Below are 18380 nucleotides of genomic sequence, written 5' to 3'. Positions count from 1 at the left end.
CGCCGAAAGGAACTTCTTTGATGACCTCCGAAACCCATCCCGTCCATGGCAACATCACCGGACCGATCGTCATGATCGGATTTGGATCGGTGGGACGGGGGACGCTGCCGCTGATCGAGCGTCACTTCACATTCGATCGCTCGCGCGTGACGGTCATCGACCCGGTCGCCGACCATCGCGGTCTCGTCGACGAGCGGGGCTTTGCCTTCGTGCAGGCGGCCCTCACGGAAAAGAACTACGAGGAGATCCTGACGCCGTTGCTGACCGCCGGCGGCGGACGCGGCTTCTGCGTCAATCTCTCGGTCGACGCCGGTTCGGTCGACATCCTCCACCTCTGCCGCAAGCTCGGCGCCCTCTACATCGACACGGTGATCGAGCCCTGGCTCGGCTTCTATTTCGACGATGCGCTCTCGAACGGCGAGCGCACCAACTTCGCTCTGCGCCGAACGCTCCTGAAGGAGCGCAAGCGCCATCCCGGCGGGACGACCGCCGTGTCCTGCTGCGGCGCTAATCCGGGCATGGTGTCCTGGCTGGTGAAGCAGGCGCTCCTCGACATCGCGCGCGACAGCGGGATGGAGATCGAGGAGCCGAAGTCCGACGATCGGAACGCCTGGGCCAAGCTGATGAAGAAGGTCGGCGTGAAGGGCGTCCACGTCGCCGAGCGCGACACGCAGCGGGCCTGCAGCCCGAAACCCTTCGGCGTCTTCTGGAACACCTGGTCGGTCGAAGGCTTCATCTCGGAGGGCATGCAGCCGGCGGAGCTCGGCTGGGGCACGCACGAGACGTGGAAGCCGAAGAACGCGCGCGGACACAAGAAGGACGACGGACTCGGCCTCTACCTGGAGCAGCCGGGCGGCGACACACGCGTGCGCACCTGGTGTCCGACGCATGGTCCGCAGTTCGGCCTGCTCGTGACCCACAACGAGGCCCTGTCGATTTCCGACTACTACACCGTGCGCGACAAGCACGGCGACGTCGTCTATCGGCCGACCTGCAATTACGCCTACCATCCCTGCAACGACGCGATCATCTCGCTGCACGAGCTCTTCGGCGCCTCCGGACGCATACAGCCGCTGCATCACGTCCTGTCGGAAGGCGAGATCCTCGACGGAGGCGACGAGCTCGGCGTTCTTCTGTATGGGCACGAGCGGAACGCCTACTGGTACGGTTCGCAATTGACCGTGGAGCAGGCGCGAAGCCTCGCCCCGCATCAGAACGCCACCGGCCTGCAGGTGTCCTCGGCCGTCCTGGCCGGGATGGTCTGGGCTCTCGAAAACCCCGAGGCGGGGATCGTCGAGGCCGACGAGATGGATTTCCGGCGGTGCCTCGACGTGCAGCGTCCGTATCTCGGCAAGGTTGCGGGCTATTACACCGACTGGACGCCGCTTCAGGATCGGCCCGGCCTGTTCGACGACGACATCGATCGTAAGGATCCTTGGCAGTTCCGAAATATTCTCGTTCGCTGAGCAATTCTTGGGAAGTCAGCCCTGCGATTCGACGTCTTGCTGCCCCTCGTGTCGCAGCAGGTCGTCTTTTTGGGTGGCGGGAAAAGAAATTCCGACGTTTTTTCGTCCGAGGCCTCCCACTTTAGCTGCAAACCGAAGGGGATGACTGGTCAATCCGCTGTGATGCACTAATGTTTGGCGGTGTATAAGTCGCGTCACGAGGAGCCGGGGATGAGCAATCTCCACGAGGAGGCGGCCGACCGGAAGAGGGCCGTGTTGAAGGAGGTCATGGATGCCGCTTTGTCCGGACGTCCGGGGCCGGTCACTCGACATTTCGCGCCTGGAGCGGTTGTGCGGCATCGCAGCAATGCGGGCATCATCGACGCCCCCTGGTACGACCGCATGGAGGGCGAGTTCCGCTTGAATGGCGAGACCGAAGCCAAATCGCATCTCGAGGAGCTGATGCGGCGAGCGGCCTACATCTCCTACGAGGATCGCGGAATCATCGTGGAGGACGATCAGGCTGCCAGCCGCTGCGATTGGACACGCCGCGACGAGCGCAACGGCTCGCTGATCATGGGAACCACGATGTACTGGTTCGGCTTCACGAGCGATCTGCGCATCCGTTCGATCGAGACGATCAGCTCGATCCATTCCGTCATCCCCGCCGAAACCGGCCGAAACACCATCTGAGCCATTTCTGGCCGGCGTCGTCTTCTCGGCGGCGATGTGTTTCTGTACCCTGACGATCGCCGCAGCCCCGGCCGATCCGTCTCGCCGCCTCAGAAGGTGCCCCATGCGTTCCTCCCTCCGTCTGCTCCTCCTCTCGCTCGCCGCACTCTCGCTCGGCGCCTGCCAGACGGAGGGCCGGCGGGCGGATGTCGCGGCGGTCGCGCCGGTCGCGCCGCGGGGCATCGACGGACAGTGGAACTCCGTCGGCGGGCCGATCGCCTACAATGCGAACTTCAACGGCGGCCGCTTCTCCTCGGTCGAAGCGAACACGGGCGCCGTGCTCGCGCAGGGCACCTACATCACGCTCGGACCCGGCCAGGTGAGCATCGACTACACGTCGAAGGCGCGTGGACAGCGCGTCGCGGCCAATTGCAACCAGGTCGAGCCGAACCGGCTCGCCTGCGCATCCTCCAACGGCAACCGGTTCGAATTCACGCGCATCTGACCGCCGGCTGGAAGGCGCGACCTTCACCCGCGTTCCAACAGCGTCCGGAAGCGCCTATATCGGGCTGGAATGATTCCAGGCCGGCGCTTCCAGCACGGCCTCGCCGCCCGCCGAAGGATGCCCGATGAACGTTCATGCGCCGCTCGACGCCAACCGCGCCACCGGTCCTCTGCCCACGGGGCATCCGATGGTGCGCAGCCGCAAAGTGGGCGTGCTGCTCGTCAATCTCGGTACGCCCGACGGCACGACCTACAAGCCGATGCGGCGGTATCTCAAGGAATTCCTGTCGGACAAGCGGGTGATCGAGTGGCCCCGCGCCGCGTGGTATCCCATCCTCTACGGCATCGTCCTCAACACGCGTCCGACCAAGTCGGGCAAGGCCTATGCCTCGATCTGGAACACCGAACGCAACGAGTCGCCGCTGCGCACCTTCACGCGTGCGCAAGGCGAGAAGCTCGGCCTGCGTCTGGCGGAGGAGACGCAGGTCGTCGTCGACTGGGCCATGCGCTACGGCAAGCCGTCGATCGCCGAGCGGACCGACGCCTTGCTGGAGGCGGGCTGCGACCGCATCCTCGTCTACCCGCTCTATCCGCAATACGCCGCCTCGACGACGGCGACGGTGAACGACGCCTTCTTCCAGCACATGCTGACCAAGCGCTGGATGCCCGCGGTCCGCACCGTGCCCGCCTATCACGACGATCCCGTCTATATCGACGCGCTGGCGCGCTCGATCGAGAAGCACCTGTCGACGCTGGACTTCGAGCCCGAGCGCGTCGTGGCCTCGTATCACGGGATTCCGCAGAGCTATTTCCGCAAGGGCGACCCGTATCACTGCCATTGCCAGAAGACCTCGCGGCTTCTGGAGGAACGCCTGGGCTGGCCGAAGGGGCGCTTCATGACGACCTTCCAGTCTCGCTTCGGACCCGAGGAATGGCTGCAGCCCTACACGGACAAGACCATGGAAGCGCTCGCCAAGGAGGGCGTGAAGAGTGTCGCCGTCCTCAATCCCGGCTTCGTCTCCGACTGCCTCGAGACGCTGGAGGAGATCGCGGGCGAGGCAGGCGAAATCTTTCTGCACAACGGCGGACAGAAGTTCAGCCACATTCCTTGCCTCAATGATAGCGAAGAGGGCATGGACGTGATCGAAGCGGTCGTGCGTCGCGAGTTGAAGGGCTGGGTCGGCTGAGTCTCCGGCACGGTCCCGGCGCTGCGGTGCGGCTGCGTCGTTGACACGCCGGGGCGGGCGATCGAAACTCGACGCCTCCGGCCACGTCCCTTCTCCCGGTTCGCAGCCTCAAGGATTGTCCATGCCATACCGACCGTTCAGAGCCTTGCCCGCTCCGCTGTCGCTTTCTGCCCTTGCCTTCGCCGGCCTCCTGGCGACGGCCCCCTTCGCCGCCACCGAGGCCCGTGCCGATTTTCGCGTGTGCAACGGCACGCAGTCTCTCGTCGGCGTCGCCATCGGTTATCGCGCCGAGGCGGGTTGGACCACGGAGGGCTGGTGGCGAATTCCCGCCACGACCTGCAAGTCGATCATCGAGGGAGCGCTATCCTCGCGATATTACTACCTCTACGCAGAAGACGCAGAGGGGCAGGGACGCTGGGCCGGAACGACCGACCTCTGCATCGACGAAAACGAATTCAAGATCACCGAGGTCAAGGATTGCTTCAAGCGGGGCTTTCAGAAGATCGGCTTTCGCGAGTATGACACGGGCGAGCAAGGCAGCTGGATGGTTCAGTTGACCGAAGCGCCACGCGGGGGCACCGGAACACCATGAAACGCAATCGCCGAGTCAAGATTCTCGCGACCCTCGGCCCCGCCTCATCCGACGAGGCGATGATTCACAAGTTGCATGAAGCCGGCGCGGACGTCTTCCGCATCAACATGAGCCACACCGACCACGACACGATGCGCGAACTGGTTCGCCGCATCCGCTCGGTCGAACTCTCGATGGGGCGTCCGATCGGCATCCTGGCCGATCTCCAGGGCCCGAAGCTGCGCGTCGGCAAGTTCGCGGCCGGCGCGGTGACGCTGACGCTCGGGCAGGAGTTCACGCTCGACGCCGATCCGGCGGATGGCGACGAGACGCGCGTCTTCCTGCCCCATCCCGAAATCCTCGAAGCCGTCGAGGTGGGCCATCGCCTGCTGATCGACGACGGCCGGCTGCAGCTCGTTTGCATCTCGACCGACAAGACCCACATCCGCTGCAGGGTCGTCGCGGGCGACAAGATCTCGAACCGCAAGGGCGTCTCGCTCCCGGACACGACGATCGCGACCGGCGCGTTGACGGAAAAGGACCGCAAGGACCTCGACGCCGTGCTCGCCGTCGGTGACGTCGACTGGGTGGCGCTCTCCTTCATCCAGCGGCCCGAGGATCTCGCCGAAGCGCGCAAGATCGCACGCGGACGCGTGGCTCTGATGTCGAAGATCGAGAAGCCGCAAGCCGTGGAGCGTCTCGACGAGATCATCGAACTCTCCGACGCCATCATGGTCGCGCGCGGCGATCTCGGCGTGGAACTGCCGCTGGAGCGGGTGCCCTCGATCCAGAAGCGGATCACGCGCGCCGCCCGCAAGGCCGGCAAGCCGGTCGTCGTCGCCACGCAGATGCTGGAATCCATGATCACCGCGCCCGTTCCGACGCGCGCCGAGGTGTCGGACGTCTCCGTCGCGGTCTACGAGGGCGCGGATGCGATCATGCTGTCGGCCGAATCGGCAGCCGGCGCCTATCCCGTCGAGGCTGTCCAGACGATGGATCGGATCGCGGTCGAGATCGAGAAGGATCCGATCTATCCCGGCATCATCTTTGCCCAGCGCTCCCAGCCCGAGGCGACCGGCGCGGACGCCGTTTCGCTCGCCGCTCGACAGATGGCCGAAACCTTGAACGTCTCCGTTATCGTCACTTATACGGCGACAGGCACGACGGGGCTTCGCACGGCCCGTGAGCGGCCTCTGACGCCGATCCTGGCGCTGTCGCCGGTTCTCTCCACGGCGCGTCGCCTGTCGATCTGCTGGGGCCTCCACTGCGTCGTCACCGAGGATGCCTACGACATCGACGCGATGATCGACACGGCCTGCCGGATCTCCGTCGAGGAAGGCTATTCGCGCGCCGGCGAGCGCGTGATCGTCATTGCGGGCGTTCCGCTCCGCATTCCCGGCTCCACCAACATGCTGCGCATCGCGCATATCGGTTCGGACGGACTGTCTGCGGTCTGACGGCCTCCGCCGCGGCGAGGCATCAGGGGGCGGCGTCAGGCGCCCCCTTCGAACCGGATCTCCCCGTGAAGGACGAGGGTCCGGCTTCTCTCGACCGCTCGGCTGCGGGTCTCACGATGAGGAGGGATGGTCGGTCGGAGGAAGGGACGGCGCCTCGCGCCCGCGTCCCGTCTCCAAGATACCCGATCGCTTCCTCAGATCGCCCGCCCCGCCAGTTCCTCCGCCAGTCTCCCCACGGCATCCTGCGCGGATTTGAGGGCAGGGTAGACCTCGAGCGCCCTCGTGTAGGACTCCAGGGCCTGCGTCTTGCGATCGGTTTCTTCGAGGATGGCGCCGAGCCCCATCAGCGCGCCATAATGGCGGGGCTCGCGCGCCAGCGTCTGCTCGATGTCCGCGATCGACTTGCCGTAATCGTCGGCGAGGAAGTGGAGGGTCGCCCGGCGATTCCAGCTTTCGGCGTAATCCGGTTTCATGGCGATCGCCTCCCCGAGAAGATCGAGCGCCGCCGGCTTGTCGTCCTTGGCGATGGCTTCTCCCGCCCAGCCGACGAGGAGATCGACCGTCGCGCTTCCGCTGTCGGCCCATTCCTGTTCGATACGCTGAGAGATCCGCGTCGCGGCCGCGGCGTTCGATTCGCGCTTGAGGTCGGCGAAGAGTTGATCCAGCCGCTCCTCACGCGACAGGACGGGCGCCGGTGGAGGCGGCAGCCGTTCTGCCGATGCGGGCGCAGACTCTTGCTGCGTGGGAGACGCTGCCGGAGGCGAGGCGGGCTGTTGCTCCCGCGGCGCCGGCAGGGGCTGGAACTCCTCCGGCAGGAGATCCTCGATGCCCGGGAGGTCCAAGCCGGGAAGCGGCTCCAGCGTCCGATCCGTCGGCGAGGCCTGCGCCATGACGCCGGACGTGGCGAGGCACGAGGCGGCAAGGCAGAGGGCGGCGAGGCTGAAACGAGAAACGGCGCGCATGCCAAGGACGATAGTCCTCGCGAGCGCGCCGTCAAACTGAATTCTCGGTGAGATCCTGGATCGTCGCCACGAAGAGGCGACGGGAAAGGCTCAGCCCTGGCGCGCCTTGTAGCGCGGCGCCACCTTGTTGATGATGTAGATGCGGCCCTTGCGGCGCACGAGCCGATTGGCGCGGTGGCGTGCCTTCAGGGTCTTCAGCGAATTCTTGATCTTCATGTCAGTCACCGTCGGTCGTGGTGTCGCGCGACCGGGGCCTCCCGTCTCGCCACTCAAGGAAAAGCGCGCCGTCGGGCGCGCTTCAGTTGCGTGCGGGATAAACCATGTGACGGCGAAATGTCAACATGGCCGTGCCCGCCGATCAGGCTGCCCCGAGGGGCTCTAGGCGCGTGAAATGCCCCATCTTCCGGCCCGGACGGGCCTCGCTCTTGCCGTAGAGGGTGAGGACGAGGTTCGGTTCGGCGAGCAGGTCGAGGGCTTTGTCGACCTCCGAGCCGATGAGATTCTCCATCACGCAGTCGGAATGGCGCTGAGTCTCGCCGAGCGGCAGGCCGGCGACGGCGCGGATGTGCTGCTCGAACTGCGAGGTGACGGACGCGGCCTCCGTCCAATGGCCGGAATTGTGGACCCGCGGGGCGATCTCGTTGACGAGGAGACCGCTTTGCGTCGCGAAGAACTCGACGCCGATCACCCCGACATAGGCAAGCCGCTCCAGGATCTCCGTCGCGATCGCGGCCGCTTCCGCTGCCACATAGAGCGGAATGCGGCCGGGCACCGTCGAGCGCTTCAGGATGCCGAGAGAATGGACGTTCTCCGCCGCGTCGTAGGCGCGGATCTCGCCGGTGCGTCCCCGCGCGGCGATGATCGAGAGTTCGTAGAGGAAGGGGATCTTCTTCTCAAGGATGGACGGGGCGCCGCCGAGACTTTCGAAGGCGTCGGCATAGGGGCTCTTCTGCCGGATCGTCGCCTGTCCCTTGCCGTCGTAGCCGAAGCGGCGGGTCTTGAGGATGCAGTCGCCCCCGAGGTCGATCAGGGCGTGGTCGAGCTCCTGCGCCGTGTCGACGCCCCGCCAGGGTGCCGTCGCCACCCCGATTCCGTTCAGGAACGCCTTCTCGACGACGCGATCCTGGGAGACCTCCAGCGCGTTCGGCGGGGGAAAGACGGGAACGCTCGCCTCGACGACGCGAATCGGCTCGACGGGGACGTTCTCGAACTCGTAGGTCACGACGGCGGAGCGCGCGGCGAGTTCGGCGAGCGCCGCCGTGTCGTCGTAGCGCCCCTTGATCGTCGCGGTCGCGACCTGGGCCGCCGGACAGGCGCCGTCGGGATCGAGGACGAGGGTCGCATAGCCGAGACGCGCCGCAGCCGAGGCCAGCATGCGGCCGAGCTGGCCGCCGCCGACGATGCCGATCGTGGCCCCGATCGCGAGGGGAGACGGGGCGGCGGGCACGGGCACGCTCACGCCGCGTCCACCGGGCGTTCGGCGACCGCGGCGCTTTGGCGGGTCCGCCAGTCGTCGAGCCGGACGGCGAGCAATGGATCGGACAAGGCGAGGACGCTGGCGGCGAGAAGCGCGGCGTTGACCGCGCCGGCCCGCCCGATCGCGAGCGTCCCGACGGGAATGCCGGCGGGCATCTGCACGATGGACAAGAGACTGTCTTGACCGGACAAAGCTTTGGATTCGATCGGCACGCCGAAGACCGGCAGCGGCGTCAGCGCCGCCGTCATGCCGGGCAGGTGGGCCGCGCCGCCGGCGCCCGCGATGACGATCTTGAAGCCTTCGTCCTTTGCCCCCCGGGCGAAGTCGAAGAGCCGTTCGGGCGTGCGATGGGCAGAGACGATGCGCGCGTCGAAGGCGACGCCGAGCGCGTCCAGCGTTTCGGCCGCGTGACGCATGGTCGGCCAGTCGGACTGGCTGCCCATGATGATGGCGACGTCGGCCGGCGTGGGGGCGGCGGTCGTCATGCGCTGATATCCGGAATGATCTGGTCCTCCACGTCCTGGAGACGGTCCTTCACGGCGAGCTTCTTCTTCTTCATGCGCTGGATCTGAAGGCGGTCGCAGCCCATCCGTTCCATGGCGTCGATCGCAGCGTCGAAATCGGTGTGTTCCTGCCGCAGTCGCGCCGCCTGCAATCGCAGCGACGCCTGTTCCTGATCCGCCATGAAGCCCCTTTCGGATCCCGTCCGTCCGCCCGCGCCGTTCCGTTTGGCTGGAACGCTCCGCGCCCGAAATCGATTATCAGCCCGCGCCCGATTGTGGAACAGGTGGACCCGAGCGTGGTTCGACAGTGCAGATGATTTGTGACACCCTCCGGTGTCCGCGCCGCGAACCGCGATTGGGACGGAGCGGCGGGGCGCCAACGATCGAAAGGAGCGACTATGTCCTTGGACGTGCATCTTGCGACGCTTGAACAGAGGCACTCGGCGCTGGAGGACGAGATCTCGTCCGCCCATGCGAAGCCGGCGATGAGCGATGCGGAGATACGGGAGTTGAAGCGGCGGAAACTTCAGCTCAAGGACGAGATGGAGCGGCTGCGAACGGGGCAGCGCTGACACCTTTCCAACAGGCCCGGACGCGGATTCTCCGCGCCCGGGAGCCGACCGTTGCAGAGCCCGGCGCGATCCTCGGCGGCATGTCGGCCTTCACCGTGTCCGGTCGAGCTTCGTCTCCCGTCCGCGGATCTGGACCATCTCCGGGACCTTGTCGCCTTCGAGCACCGCGCCTTCGAGCACCGCGACTTCGAGCACCGCGCCTTCGAGCACCGCGACTTCGAGCACCGCGCCTGCGTTCCGCATCCCGTCTCTAGAGAAACCCGATCACGCTGTCGTAGACGAGCTTCAATCCCACGGGCACGAGAAGCGCCGTGGTCACGACATAGAACCGTTCGCGGTCGACGCGCTTCACCAGCCAGACGCCGCCCAGCGTGGCGAGCGGCGCCAGCGGCAGGAGAACGGCCGATGTCGCGAGATTGTCCGGAGACAATTGCCCGAGAAGGAAGAAGGGGATCACCTTCAACGCGTTGGTGACCGCGAAGAAGATCACCGTCGTGCCGGCATAGACCGGCGGCTCCAGCCGCAGAGGCATGACGTAGACCTGGAACGGCGGGCCGCCGGCATGGGTCGCGAAGCTCGTGAAGCCGGAAATGACGCCCCAGAAGAAGCCGCGCGCCTTGTCCGGCGCCTTGGGGGCGATGCGGTGTCGCGCGGTGACGAACCAGTGCGCGGCAAAGAGGAGGCAGAGAGCTCCGACGAGGAAGCGCACGCCGTTCGCCGAAACCATGGTCGCGGTGAGGAAGCCGAGGCCGACGCCGATGACGGAGGCGGGAAGGATCAGGCGCAGCAGCGCGCGGTCGTAGGTTCCGCGCCAGGCGAAGAGGCCGACGATGTCCATCAGCAGAAGGATCGGCAGCATGATGCCGGCGGCCGCGACCGGCGAGATCGTGAGCGCCATCAGCGGCACGCCGAGCATCGAGATCGCGCCGCCGAAGCCGCCCTTGGCGAGTCCGACGAGGATGACGGCGGGAACGGCGACGAGGTAGAAGAGGGGATCGGTGATCATGAACGGTCCGGAACCGACCCTCCCGGCCGGCCCGAACGGGCATAGGCCCTCCTCGCCGCGGCCGCAATCGGCCAGCCGGCGACGGCGTCGCGGACGATCGCGATGCGAGGCGCGGCGTCACCCGCGCTCGGCATCTGTTCAGGGTCCGCAACTCGCCTTAGAATGAGGCATGGCCAAGCAGAACAAGAAATCCGCCGCAGCTGCGGCACCCGAGATCATCCGACCACGCCTGGTGCTCGCGACGACGATCCTGCCGGACGGCGAGGCGGGCGAGCGAATGCTGCGCGCGGCGCTGTCGGGCGGAGATGTCTCCACCGTGCTGTTCGATCCGACCGGACGAGACGCCGATGCCTTCCAGGCCTTCGCGGAGCGGCTCGTGCCGCTGGCGCAGGATTACGGCGCGGCCGCCATCGTCGTGGACGACACGCGCTGCGCGGGCCGCGTTCAGGCGGACGGGCTGCACTTCGCCGATGGCGACGTCGAGGCGCTGGAGGAGGCGATCGAGCGCTATCATCCCCGGCTCATCGTCGGAGCGTCCGGCTTCACCACGCGGCACGACGCGCTCGAGGCCGGCGAGCGCCTGCCGGACTATATGATGTTCGGGCGGCTCGGCGGCGACGCGGCGGACGCGACCGATCCCGCCGATCTCGCCATGGCCGAATGGTGGGCCGAGATCGTGGAGGTGCCCTGCATCCTTCTCGGCGGGGCCGCCATGGAGACGCTGGAAGAAGCCGCGCGGACGCGCGCGGAGTTCATCTGCCTCTCCCGCGCGATCTTTTCGGGCCCGGATGGGCCGGCCGAGGCCGTCGCCCGGGCCAATCGCATCTTCGACACGCTGGCAGAAGGCGTCGCGGCGTGAGATCGCGGCGGCTTCTCCCGGCTCTCGTCGCCGGGCTCGCCGTCTCGACGGCCGCCGTCGCGCAGGACGTGCCGCTGTCGCGCGTGCCGATCCCGAAGCCGGCGCCCGTCCAGAGTTCGGCCGGGGCGATGGCGCCTGCGACCCTGCCGCCGGAGCCTGCCGCGGGCAAGCTTCTTCCCGCACCCCTTCAGGCCGATCCGGGCGCCGAGACGCCGACGGCGCATCCGGCCGACCGGGCCTATGGCGCGTTCCAGCGCGGGCTCTACGTCACGGCCGTCAAGCTCGCCGAACCGCTCGCCAATCTCGGCGATCCCGTCGCGCAGACGCTGCTCGGCGAGATCTACTCGCGCGGGCTCGGCGTGCGGCAGGACGAGACGATCGCGGCGCGCTGGTACGAGGCCGCCGCCAAGGCCGGCAGTGCCGAAGGGCAGTTCCGCTTCGCGCTGCTCCTGATCGACGGCAAGGTCGTCGGCCAGGACCTCGCCAAGGCGCGGGACCTCATGAAGACCGCCGCGGATGCGGGCATTCCGCTGGCCGCCTACAATTATGCGCAGATGCTGATCCAAGCCTCGCCCGTCGGCGGCTTCACCGAAGCGCGGCCGTATTTCGAGACCGCGGCGCGGGCGGGCGTCGCGGACGCGCAATATGCGATGAGCCAGATCCATGCCTACGGCAAGGGCGTTCCGGCACCGAATCTCGCCAAGGCCCGCGAGTGGCTGCAGGCCGCGGCGCTCGGCGGTCACGACATCGCGCAGATCGAACTCGGCATCTGGATGATCAACGGCAAGGGCGGTCCGGCCGACGCGAGCGAGGGCGCGCGCTGGCTGCTGCGGGCGGCGGGGCGCGGCAATCCCATCGCCATGAACCGCATCGCCCATCTCTACAAGGACGGGATCGGCGTCGCCGCCGACAAGGCCGAGGCGGCGAAATGGTCGGTCCTCGCCAAGCGCGCGGACAACACCGACAACGCGCTGGAGAGCTTCTTCCGCAGCCTCGACGAAAGCACCCAGAAGGCAGCCCTCGAAGCCGCCAATCGCTTCCGCGCGAGCTGAGGGGCCGGCGGGCACGCCGGCCCCAGGCTTGAACGACGGGGGCTTTTGTGGTCTTCAGCCCCTCCATCGACGCCGGGTTCCGGCGCATTTCCTCCATTCGAGCGACACGATGAAGATCAACGGCAACGAAATCCGTCCCGGCGACGTCATCGAGCACGCGGGCGGCCTTTGGGCCGCGGTCAAGACGCAGCACGTGAAGCCTGGCAAGGGCGGCGCCTTCGCGCAGGTCGAGATGAAGAACCTCATCGACGGCACCAAGCTCAACGAGCGCTTCCGCGCCGCCGAGACCGTCGAGCGCATCAAGCTCGACCTGAAGGACTTCACCTTCCTCTATGCGGAGGGCGAGAACCTCGTCTTCATGGACACCGAGTCCTACGAGCAGCTCGAACTTCAGACCGACTTCGTCGGCGACCGCGCGGCCTTCCTGCAGGACGGCATGAAGGTGACGGTGCAGCTCTACGAAGAACGCCCGATCGGCATCAAGCTGCCCGACCAGGTGACGCTCGCCATCGTGGAAGCCGATCCGGTGGTGAAGGGGCAGACGGCGGCCTCGTCCTACAAGCCGGCCAAGATGGAGAACGGCGTTCGCGTGATGGTGCCGCCCTTCATCGACACCGGCGAGCGCATCGTCGTGGACACCAACGAAATCACCTACGTTCGCCGCGCGGACTGACGTTTCCGCCGCAACAGTTTCTTCGACTTCAAGGCTCATCCCATGGCCCGTTCCGCGATTCTCAACGTCATGACGCAGGCCGCCATGAAGGCGGGGCGCTCCCTGACGCGCGACTTCGGCGAGGTGCAGAACCTGCAGGTCTCGCTGAAGGGACCTGCCGACTACGTGTCCGCCGCCGACCGCAAGGCCGAGGACATCGTCTTCCAGGAACTCTCCCGCGCCCGGCCCGACTGGGGCTTCCTGATGGAAGAGCGCGGCGGGATCGAGGGCAAGGACAGCCAGCATCGCTGGATCGTCGATCCCTTGGACGGCACGACCAACTTCCTGCACGGCATTCCGATCTTCGCCGTCTCGATCGCGCTCGAACGCGACGGCGAGATCGTGGCCGGCGTCGTCTTCAATCCGGCGATGGACGAGCTCTACTCGGCCGAAAAGGGCGGCGGCGCCTTCATGAACGATCGGCGCATCCGCGTCGCGGCCCGCACCAAGCTGCACGAAGGCCTCTTCGGCACCGGCATTCCGTTTCTGGGACATGGCGACCACGCGCGCTTCCTCTTCGAGATGCGGCACGTGATGACCGAGTCCTCCGGCGTCCGGCGCATGGGCGCGGCGGCGCTCGACATGTGCTATGTCGCGGCCGGACGGCTGGACGGCTTCTGGGAGCGGGACGTCAAGCCGTGGGACATCGCGGCGGGCGCGGTCATCATCCGCGAGGCCGGCGGCTTCCTGTCCAATGCGGACGGCGGCAAGTTCGACCATATCCAGGGCGACGTCGCCTGTGGCAACGAGACCATGCACCGGCAGCTCGTCGAGCAGTTGAAGACCGCCAGCGCCGCGTTCCGCAACCCCAAGAGCTGAGCCGCGTCGCCGCCACGCCGCTGGCGCCGACTGGCACGTTCGGGCAACAGTCGCCGCCTTTGGCTCCCGGCCCCTAGCCGGACGAGCATCGCAGGCGCCTGGACGGTTTTCCTTTTCCCCCGGCTCCCCTAAGCTAGTCTTCGGGGAGCGCGCCGTTGCGGGGTGCCGCCCGAGTGGAGGCGTTGCGGGCACGATGAAGGGTTTCAGTTCGCCGCAGGACGGCCCGACGACACGTCCGGGTGGTTTCGATTCCGACGACCTGACGAGCCCGATGGTGTTCCTCTGGTCGATGCTGGTCTTCATGGCGCTGGCCGGCTTCGTCGCCGCCGTGCTCGGCCGGCAGATCACCACCGCCTTTTCCACCAATCCCGGCCTCAACGGACTGATCGTCGGCGTTCTCGTCGTCGGCGTCCTTCTCGCCCTGATCCAGATCATCCGGCTCGCGCACGAGGTCCGCTGGGTCAACGCCTATCGCAACGGCTCCGACGAGTTCGAGCGGATGCGCGATCCGGTCCTCCTGGCGCCGATGCGCGCTCTGATCGGGCGCAGGCGCTCGCTGGCGCTGTCGACGCAATCGATGCGGGCGGTTCTCGATTCGGTCGCCACGCGGCTCGACGAGACGCGCGACATCGCGCGCTATCTGACGGGCCTTCTCGTCTTTCTCGGACTTCTCGGGACCTTCTGGGGGCTTCTGGGAACGATCGGCTCGATCGGCGATACGATCCGCACGCTCGATCCCGGCACCGGCGACACCACGAGCGTTCTGGATTCGCTGAAGGCGGGGCTCTCCGCGCCGTTGGCCGGCATGGGAACGGCCTTCTCCTCGTCGCTTTTCGGCCTGTCAGGCTCGCTCGTCCTCGGATTTCTCGACCTGCAGATCGGCCGGGCGCAGAACCGGTTCTACACCGAGCTCGAGAACTGGCTGTCCTCGGTGACCGACGTGGGGTCCGACATGCTCCTGCCCCCGGGATCGATCCCGGCGGGACCCGGGGGCGAGGAGATGCGCATGCTGGCGGATCGGCTGGCGAAGGTCGTTGCCGAACAGGGCGCCTCGCCGCGCACGAGCGCCGCCATGGCGAGCCTCGCCGAGAGCATCCAGGGCCTCGTGCAGCACATGCGGTCCGAGCAGCAGCTCCTGCGCGACTTCGTGGAGACGCAGGCGGGCGAGCAAAGGGAGATGCGCGGCGTCCTGGAGCGTCTCTCGACGGCGATCTCGACGTCGAAGCGGGACGGCTGAGCCATGGCGCTCTCGCGCAACCGCCGATCCGAGCGCACGATCGACTACTGGCCGGGCTTCGTCGACGCGCTCTCGACGCTGCTGCTCGCCATCATGTTCCTGCTGTCGGTCTTCGTGCTCGCGCAGTTCCTGCTGAGCCGCGAGATTTCGGGACGGGACGAAGTGCTCGACCGGCTGAACTCGCAGATCAACGAGCTGACGCAGCTTCTCTCGCTCGAACGCGGCACGGGGCAGGACTACCAGGATCAGATCGCCAGCCTCCAGGCCTCGCTGCAAGACGCGGAGGAAAGCCGCTCGCGCCTTCAGCAATCGCTGGACTCTGGCTCCGGCAGCGCCGCCGCGGCGACGGCTGAAGCCGGGGCGCTCCGCGGTCAGCTGGAAAGCGAACGGGCGGTCTCGCAGCGCGCGGTGGCGCAGGTCGAGCTTCTGAACCAGCAGCTGACGGCGCTGCGCCAGCAGATCGCAGCCCTGGAAGACGCCCTCAACGCCTCCGAAGCGCGCGACCGGGAGAGCCAGACGCGGATCGCCGATCTCGGGAGCCGTCTCAACGTCGCCCTGGCGCAGCGCGTCCAGGAACTTGCGCGCTACCGCTCGGACTTCTTCGGCCGTCTGCGCGAGATCCTGTCCGACCGCGAGAACATCCGGATCGTCGGCGACCGCTTCGTCTTCCAGTCCGAGGTGCTCTTCGCATCGGGGTCGGACATCCTGCAGCCTGCGGGCACCGAGGAGATGCGCAAGCTCGCGGCGGCGATCGTCGAGCTCGCCCGCGAGATCCCATCCGACATCAACTGGATCATCCGGGTCGACGGGCACACCGACAACATTCCGATCACCGGAACCGCCGGGCGCTTCGCCGACAATTGGCAGTTGTCGACGGCGCGGGCGGCAGCGGTGGTGCGCTATCTCATCGCCGAGGGCGCGCCGGCGAACCGGCTGGCCGCGACGGGCTTCGGCGAATTCCAGCCGATCGATCCGACCGACACGCCCCAGGCGCGCGACCGCAATCGGCGCATCGAGCTGAAGCTGACGGAGCGCTGAACGCCTACTCGGCGGCGCCGAGGAGCTCGGGCCGGCCGCTGTCGAACTGCAGCCGGGCGAGACGGGCATAGAGGCCGTTGCGGGCGATCAGCGCGGCGTGGGTGCCGTCCTCCACGATGCGTCCGCCGTCGAGGACGAGGATGCGGTCGGCCTTCAGGACGGTGGCGAGCCGGTGTGCGATCACGATCGTCGTGCGGTTTCGCATGAGCTTTTCCAAGGCCCGCTGGACGAGGATCTCGCTTTCGGCGTCGAGCGCGGAGGTCGCTTCGTCGAGAAGGAGGATCGGCGCGTCGCGCAGGATGGCGCGGGCGATCGCGATGCGCTGGCGCTGCCCGCCGGAGAGCGTGACACCGCGCTCGCCGAGTTGCGTGGCATAGCCGTTCGACAGGCGCTCGATGAACTCGTCGGCGAGGGCCGCCTTGGCGGCGGCCTCGATCTCGGCCCGGCTCGCGCCGGGCCGCCCGAAGGCGATGTTCTCGGCGGCCGATGCCGCGAACACGGTGACCTCCTGCGGCACGAGCGCGATCCGCCCACGCAGGGCGGCGAGATCGGCCTCCCGTGAATCGACGCCGTCGATGAGGATGCGGCCCGAGGTCGGGTCGTAGAAGCGTTCGATGAGAGAGAAGATGGTCGACTTGCCCGCCCCGGAAGGGCCGACGATCGCGACCGTCTCGCCCGGCTTCACGTCGAAGGTGAGATCGTGGGCGGTCGCCCGGTGACCCTGGCTTTCGTAGGCGAAGCCCACATGCTCGAAGCGCACCGAGCCGATCGCGGGCACGGGGAGGGGCACCGGATGCTCCGGAGAGGCGATGGCGGCACGTTCGCCCAGGAGCTCCGACAGACGCTCGGCGGCCCCGGACGCGGCGGACAGCTCGCTCCAGACCTCCGACAGGGCGCCGAGCGCGCCGGCGGCGAAGACCGAGTACAGGAGGAACTGGCTGAGCGTGCCGGCCGTGAGCGTGCCGGAAATCACCTGCTGGGCACCGATCCAGAGCACGGCGACGACCGAGCCGAAGATCATGAAGATCGCAAAGCCGGTCAGGAGCGCGCGCGACGTGACCGAGGCCTTGGCGGCGAGGAAGGCGTCGTCCACCGCGCTCGCGAAGCGCCCGGCGACGGCGGGCTCGCTGGTGAAGGCCTGGACCGTGCGCACCGCGCCGATCGCCTCGCTGGCATAGGCGCTGGCCTCCGCCAGCATGTCCTGCGCGGCCCGCGAGCGCCGGCGCACGGAGCGGCCGAAGGCGACGAGCGGAATCACGATCAGCGGAATGGCGGCGATCACGATCAGGGAGAGGCCAGGGCTCGTCCAGGCCATCATCGCGACGGCGCCGACGGCGAGGATGAGGTTGCGCAGGGCGAGCGAAGCGGTTGCGCCGACCGCCGACTTGATCTGCGTCGCGTCGGCCGAGAGGCGCGAGACGATCTCGCCCGACATCGACCGGTCGAAGAAGGCGGGCGACAGATGCGCGACATGCTCGAACACGTCCTTGCGCAGTTCGGCGACGATTCGCTCGCCGAGCGTGATGACGAAGAAGTAGCGGCCGGCACTCGCGATGGCGAGAACGCCGGCCAGCACGAGCAGCATGCTGAAATAGGTGTCGATGAAGCCCATGTCCGCGTTGGTAAAGCCATGGTCGATGACGCGGCGCACGGCGACGGGCAGCGACAGCGTCGTCGTGGCGGCCAGCGCGAGGAAGACGAGCGCACCGGCGACGAGCGGCTTCTGGCGGCCGATATAGGGAATCAGACGGGCGAGGGGCTTCAGGCTGCGCGAGCGCTGTGAGGCCGGGCCGCTGGTCGCGGCGCGCGCTGTCGGGATCGTCATGGGTGCGGCGTCCTCCTGCCGGATCGTTGCGCGCCGGGCCTTCGCACCGAGACCGGTCGGGTTCTGCACCGCACCGGCCTCGACGCGTGAGAGCGGCTTCGGGCGACCCTTGTGCCTCTTGGGTCGCTGATGTATAGGCTCACCCTCGAATTTGGAAGCTTCCCGCGCCCGAACGCCCGTCGAAATGCACCCCTCCTGCGGTTCTGCCGCAGGGAGGCGCGACCTTCGGGACAGCGCATCCTTGAGAGACGGACAGACCGATGAAGGCCAACATCCATCCCGATTATCACACGATCAAGGTCGTGATGACGAACGGCACCGAATACGTCACCCGCTCCACCTGGGGTTCCGAGGGCGACACGATGAACCTCGACATCGATCCGACCAGCCACCCGGCCTGGACCGGCGGCAACCAGCAGCTGATGGATCGCGGCGGTCGCGTGTCGCGCTTCAAGAAGCGCTACGAAGGCCTCGGCATCTAA

22 protein-coding genes are annotated in these 18380 nt (G+C 67.4%); 14 read left to right on the top strand and 8 right to left on the bottom strand.

Going from position 1 to position 18380, the window contains the following annotated elements; all coding sequences use genetic code 11:
• Positions 1–20: 20 nt before the first annotated feature.
• The 6 genes from ASG43_RS02250 to pyk all read left to right on the top strand — a co-directional run bounded on the left by ASG43_RS02250 (position 21) and on the right by pyk (position 5836).
• Positions 21–1466, top strand: a complete 1446-nt coding sequence (locus tag ASG43_RS02250) for a homospermidine synthase (RefSeq protein ID WP_056499704.1) — start codon at positions 21–23, stop codon at positions 1464–1466.
• 210 nt (positions 1467–1676) lie between these two features.
• Positions 1677–2138, top strand: coding sequence for a hypothetical protein (locus ASG43_RS02245; RefSeq protein WP_056499702.1), 462 nt, complete (start codon positions 1677–1679; stop codon positions 2136–2138).
• A gap of 103 nt (positions 2139–2241) precedes the next feature.
• Positions 2242–2622 (top strand): hypothetical protein, encoded by a 381-nt coding sequence (locus ASG43_RS02240; protein WP_056499700.1) that lies wholly within the window; start codon positions 2242–2244, stop codon positions 2620–2622.
• Positions 2623–2746: 124 nt separating this feature from the next.
• Entirely contained in the window at positions 2747–3808 is a 1062-nt protein-coding gene (gene hemH / locus ASG43_RS02235; protein ID WP_056499698.1) for a ferrochelatase, read from the top strand.
• A gap of 121 nt (positions 3809–3929) precedes the next feature.
• The gene (locus ASG43_RS02230) at positions 3930–4400 is read left to right on the top strand and encodes a DUF1036 domain-containing protein (protein ID WP_056499697.1); all 471 of its coding nucleotides are present in this window, start codon (positions 3930–3932) and stop codon (positions 4398–4400) included.
• Positions 4397–5836, top strand: coding sequence for a pyruvate kinase (gene pyk / locus ASG43_RS02225; protein WP_056499695.1), 1440 nt, complete (start codon positions 4397–4399; stop codon positions 5834–5836). The genes ASG43_RS02230 and pyk overlap by 4 nt, the downstream gene beginning before the upstream one ends.
• Before the next feature lie 194 nt (positions 5837–6030).
• Here pyk and ASG43_RS02220 read toward each other — a convergent pair whose 3' ends face one another.
• The 5 genes from ASG43_RS02220 to ASG43_RS02200 form a co-directional block, all read right to left on the bottom strand.
• A complete protein-coding gene (locus ASG43_RS02220; protein WP_156386352.1) occupies positions 6031–6798 on the bottom strand; it encodes a tetratricopeptide repeat protein in 768 nt (255 codons plus the stop codon).
• A 90-nt stretch (positions 6799–6888) separates the two neighbouring features.
• Positions 6889–7014, bottom strand: coding sequence for a type B 50S ribosomal protein L36 (ykgO, locus tag ASG43_RS02215; protein WP_056499694.1), 126 nt, complete (start codon positions 7012–7014; stop codon positions 6889–6891).
• Positions 7015–7156: 142 nt separating this feature from the next.
• Positions 7157–8257 (bottom strand): 5-(carboxyamino)imidazole ribonucleotide synthase, encoded by a 1101-nt coding sequence (locus ASG43_RS02210; protein WP_280137183.1) that lies wholly within the window; start codon positions 8255–8257, stop codon positions 7157–7159.
• Positions 8254–8760 (bottom strand): 5-(carboxyamino)imidazole ribonucleotide mutase, encoded by a 507-nt coding sequence (gene purE, locus ASG43_RS02205; protein ID WP_056499691.1) that lies wholly within the window; start codon positions 8758–8760, stop codon positions 8254–8256. The genes ASG43_RS02210 and purE overlap by 4 nt, the downstream gene beginning before the upstream one ends.
• On the bottom strand, positions 8757–8960 hold the full coding sequence (locus ASG43_RS02200; protein ID WP_056499688.1) for a DUF465 domain-containing protein: 204 nt from the start codon (positions 8958–8960) through the stop codon (positions 8757–8759). Before ASG43_RS02200 ends, purE begins: the two co-directional genes overlap by 4 nt.
• Before the next feature lie 216 nt (positions 8961–9176).
• Between ASG43_RS02200 and ASG43_RS21950 the strand changes: the two genes are divergently transcribed.
• Entirely contained in the window at positions 9177–9350 is a 174-nt protein-coding gene (locus ASG43_RS21950; protein ID WP_082490544.1) for a DUF465 domain-containing protein, read from the top strand.
• A 90-nt stretch (positions 9351–9440) separates the two neighbouring features.
• Here the strand turns inward: ASG43_RS21950 and ASG43_RS22480 are convergent, their stop codons facing one another.
• Both ASG43_RS22480 and ASG43_RS02195 read right to left on the bottom strand, forming a co-directional pair.
• Positions 9441–9593: a hypothetical protein gene (locus ASG43_RS22480; RefSeq protein WP_156386351.1), complete on the bottom strand. Its 153-nt coding sequence runs from the start codon at positions 9591–9593 to the stop codon at positions 9441–9443.
• Positions 9594–9600: 7 nt separating this feature from the next.
• Positions 9601–10356 carry a sulfite exporter TauE/SafE family protein gene (locus tag ASG43_RS02195; protein WP_056499686.1) on the bottom strand — a complete coding sequence of 252 codons (756 nt, stop codon included), beginning with the start codon at positions 10354–10356 and terminating at the stop codon, positions 9601–9603.
• A 169-nt stretch (positions 10357–10525) separates the two neighbouring features.
• Between ASG43_RS02195 and ASG43_RS02190 the strand changes: the two genes are divergently transcribed.
• The 6 genes from ASG43_RS02190 to ASG43_RS02165 all read left to right on the top strand — a co-directional run bounded on the left by ASG43_RS02190 (position 10526) and on the right by ASG43_RS02165 (position 16073).
• Entirely contained in the window at positions 10526–11215 is a 690-nt protein-coding gene (locus ASG43_RS02190; RefSeq protein WP_056499684.1) for a thiamine phosphate synthase, read from the top strand.
• On the top strand, positions 11212–12267 hold the full coding sequence (locus ASG43_RS02185) for an SEL1-like repeat protein (RefSeq protein ID WP_056499683.1): 1056 nt from the start codon (positions 11212–11214) through the stop codon (positions 12265–12267). The genes ASG43_RS02190 and ASG43_RS02185 overlap by 4 nt, the downstream gene beginning before the upstream one ends.
• A 109-nt stretch (positions 12268–12376) precedes the next feature.
• Positions 12377–12940: an elongation factor P gene (efp, locus tag ASG43_RS02180; protein WP_056499680.1), complete on the top strand. Its 564-nt coding sequence runs from the start codon at positions 12377–12379 to the stop codon at positions 12938–12940.
• 42 nt (positions 12941–12982) lie between these two features.
• Complete coding sequence (locus ASG43_RS02175; protein ID WP_056499679.1) at positions 12983–13798, top strand: inositol monophosphatase family protein; 816 nt, start codon at positions 12983–12985, stop codon at positions 13796–13798.
• Positions 13799–13991: 193 nt separating this feature from the next.
• Positions 13992–15035 (top strand): MotA/TolQ/ExbB proton channel family protein, encoded by a 1044-nt coding sequence (locus ASG43_RS02170; RefSeq protein ID WP_056499677.1) that lies wholly within the window; start codon positions 13992–13994, stop codon positions 15033–15035.
• A gap of 3 nt (positions 15036–15038) precedes the next feature.
• Positions 15039–16073: a peptidoglycan -binding protein gene (locus ASG43_RS02165; protein ID WP_056499675.1), complete on the top strand. Its 1035-nt coding sequence runs from the start codon at positions 15039–15041 to the stop codon at positions 16071–16073.
• Positions 16074–16077: 4 nt separating this feature from the next.
• Here the strand turns inward: ASG43_RS02165 and ASG43_RS02160 are convergent, their stop codons facing one another.
• Positions 16078–17898, bottom strand: a complete 1821-nt coding sequence (locus ASG43_RS02160) for an ABC transporter transmembrane domain-containing protein (RefSeq protein ID WP_056500989.1) — start codon at positions 17896–17898, stop codon at positions 16078–16080.
• 260 nt (positions 17899–18158) lie between these two features.
• Here ASG43_RS02160 and rpmE point away from each other — a divergent pair, with 260 nt between their 5' ends.
• Positions 18159–18380: a 50S ribosomal protein L31 gene (gene rpmE, locus ASG43_RS02155; RefSeq protein WP_056499673.1), complete on the top strand. Its 222-nt coding sequence runs from the start codon at positions 18159–18161 to the stop codon at positions 18378–18380.

This window comes from Aureimonas sp. Leaf454, assembly GCF_001424685.1.
Lineage (GTDB): Bacteria > Pseudomonadota > Alphaproteobacteria > Rhizobiales > Rhizobiaceae > Plantimonas.
The sequence above is the reverse complement of the archived record's forward strand: the minus strand, read 5'-3'. Positions and strand labels throughout refer to the sequence as shown.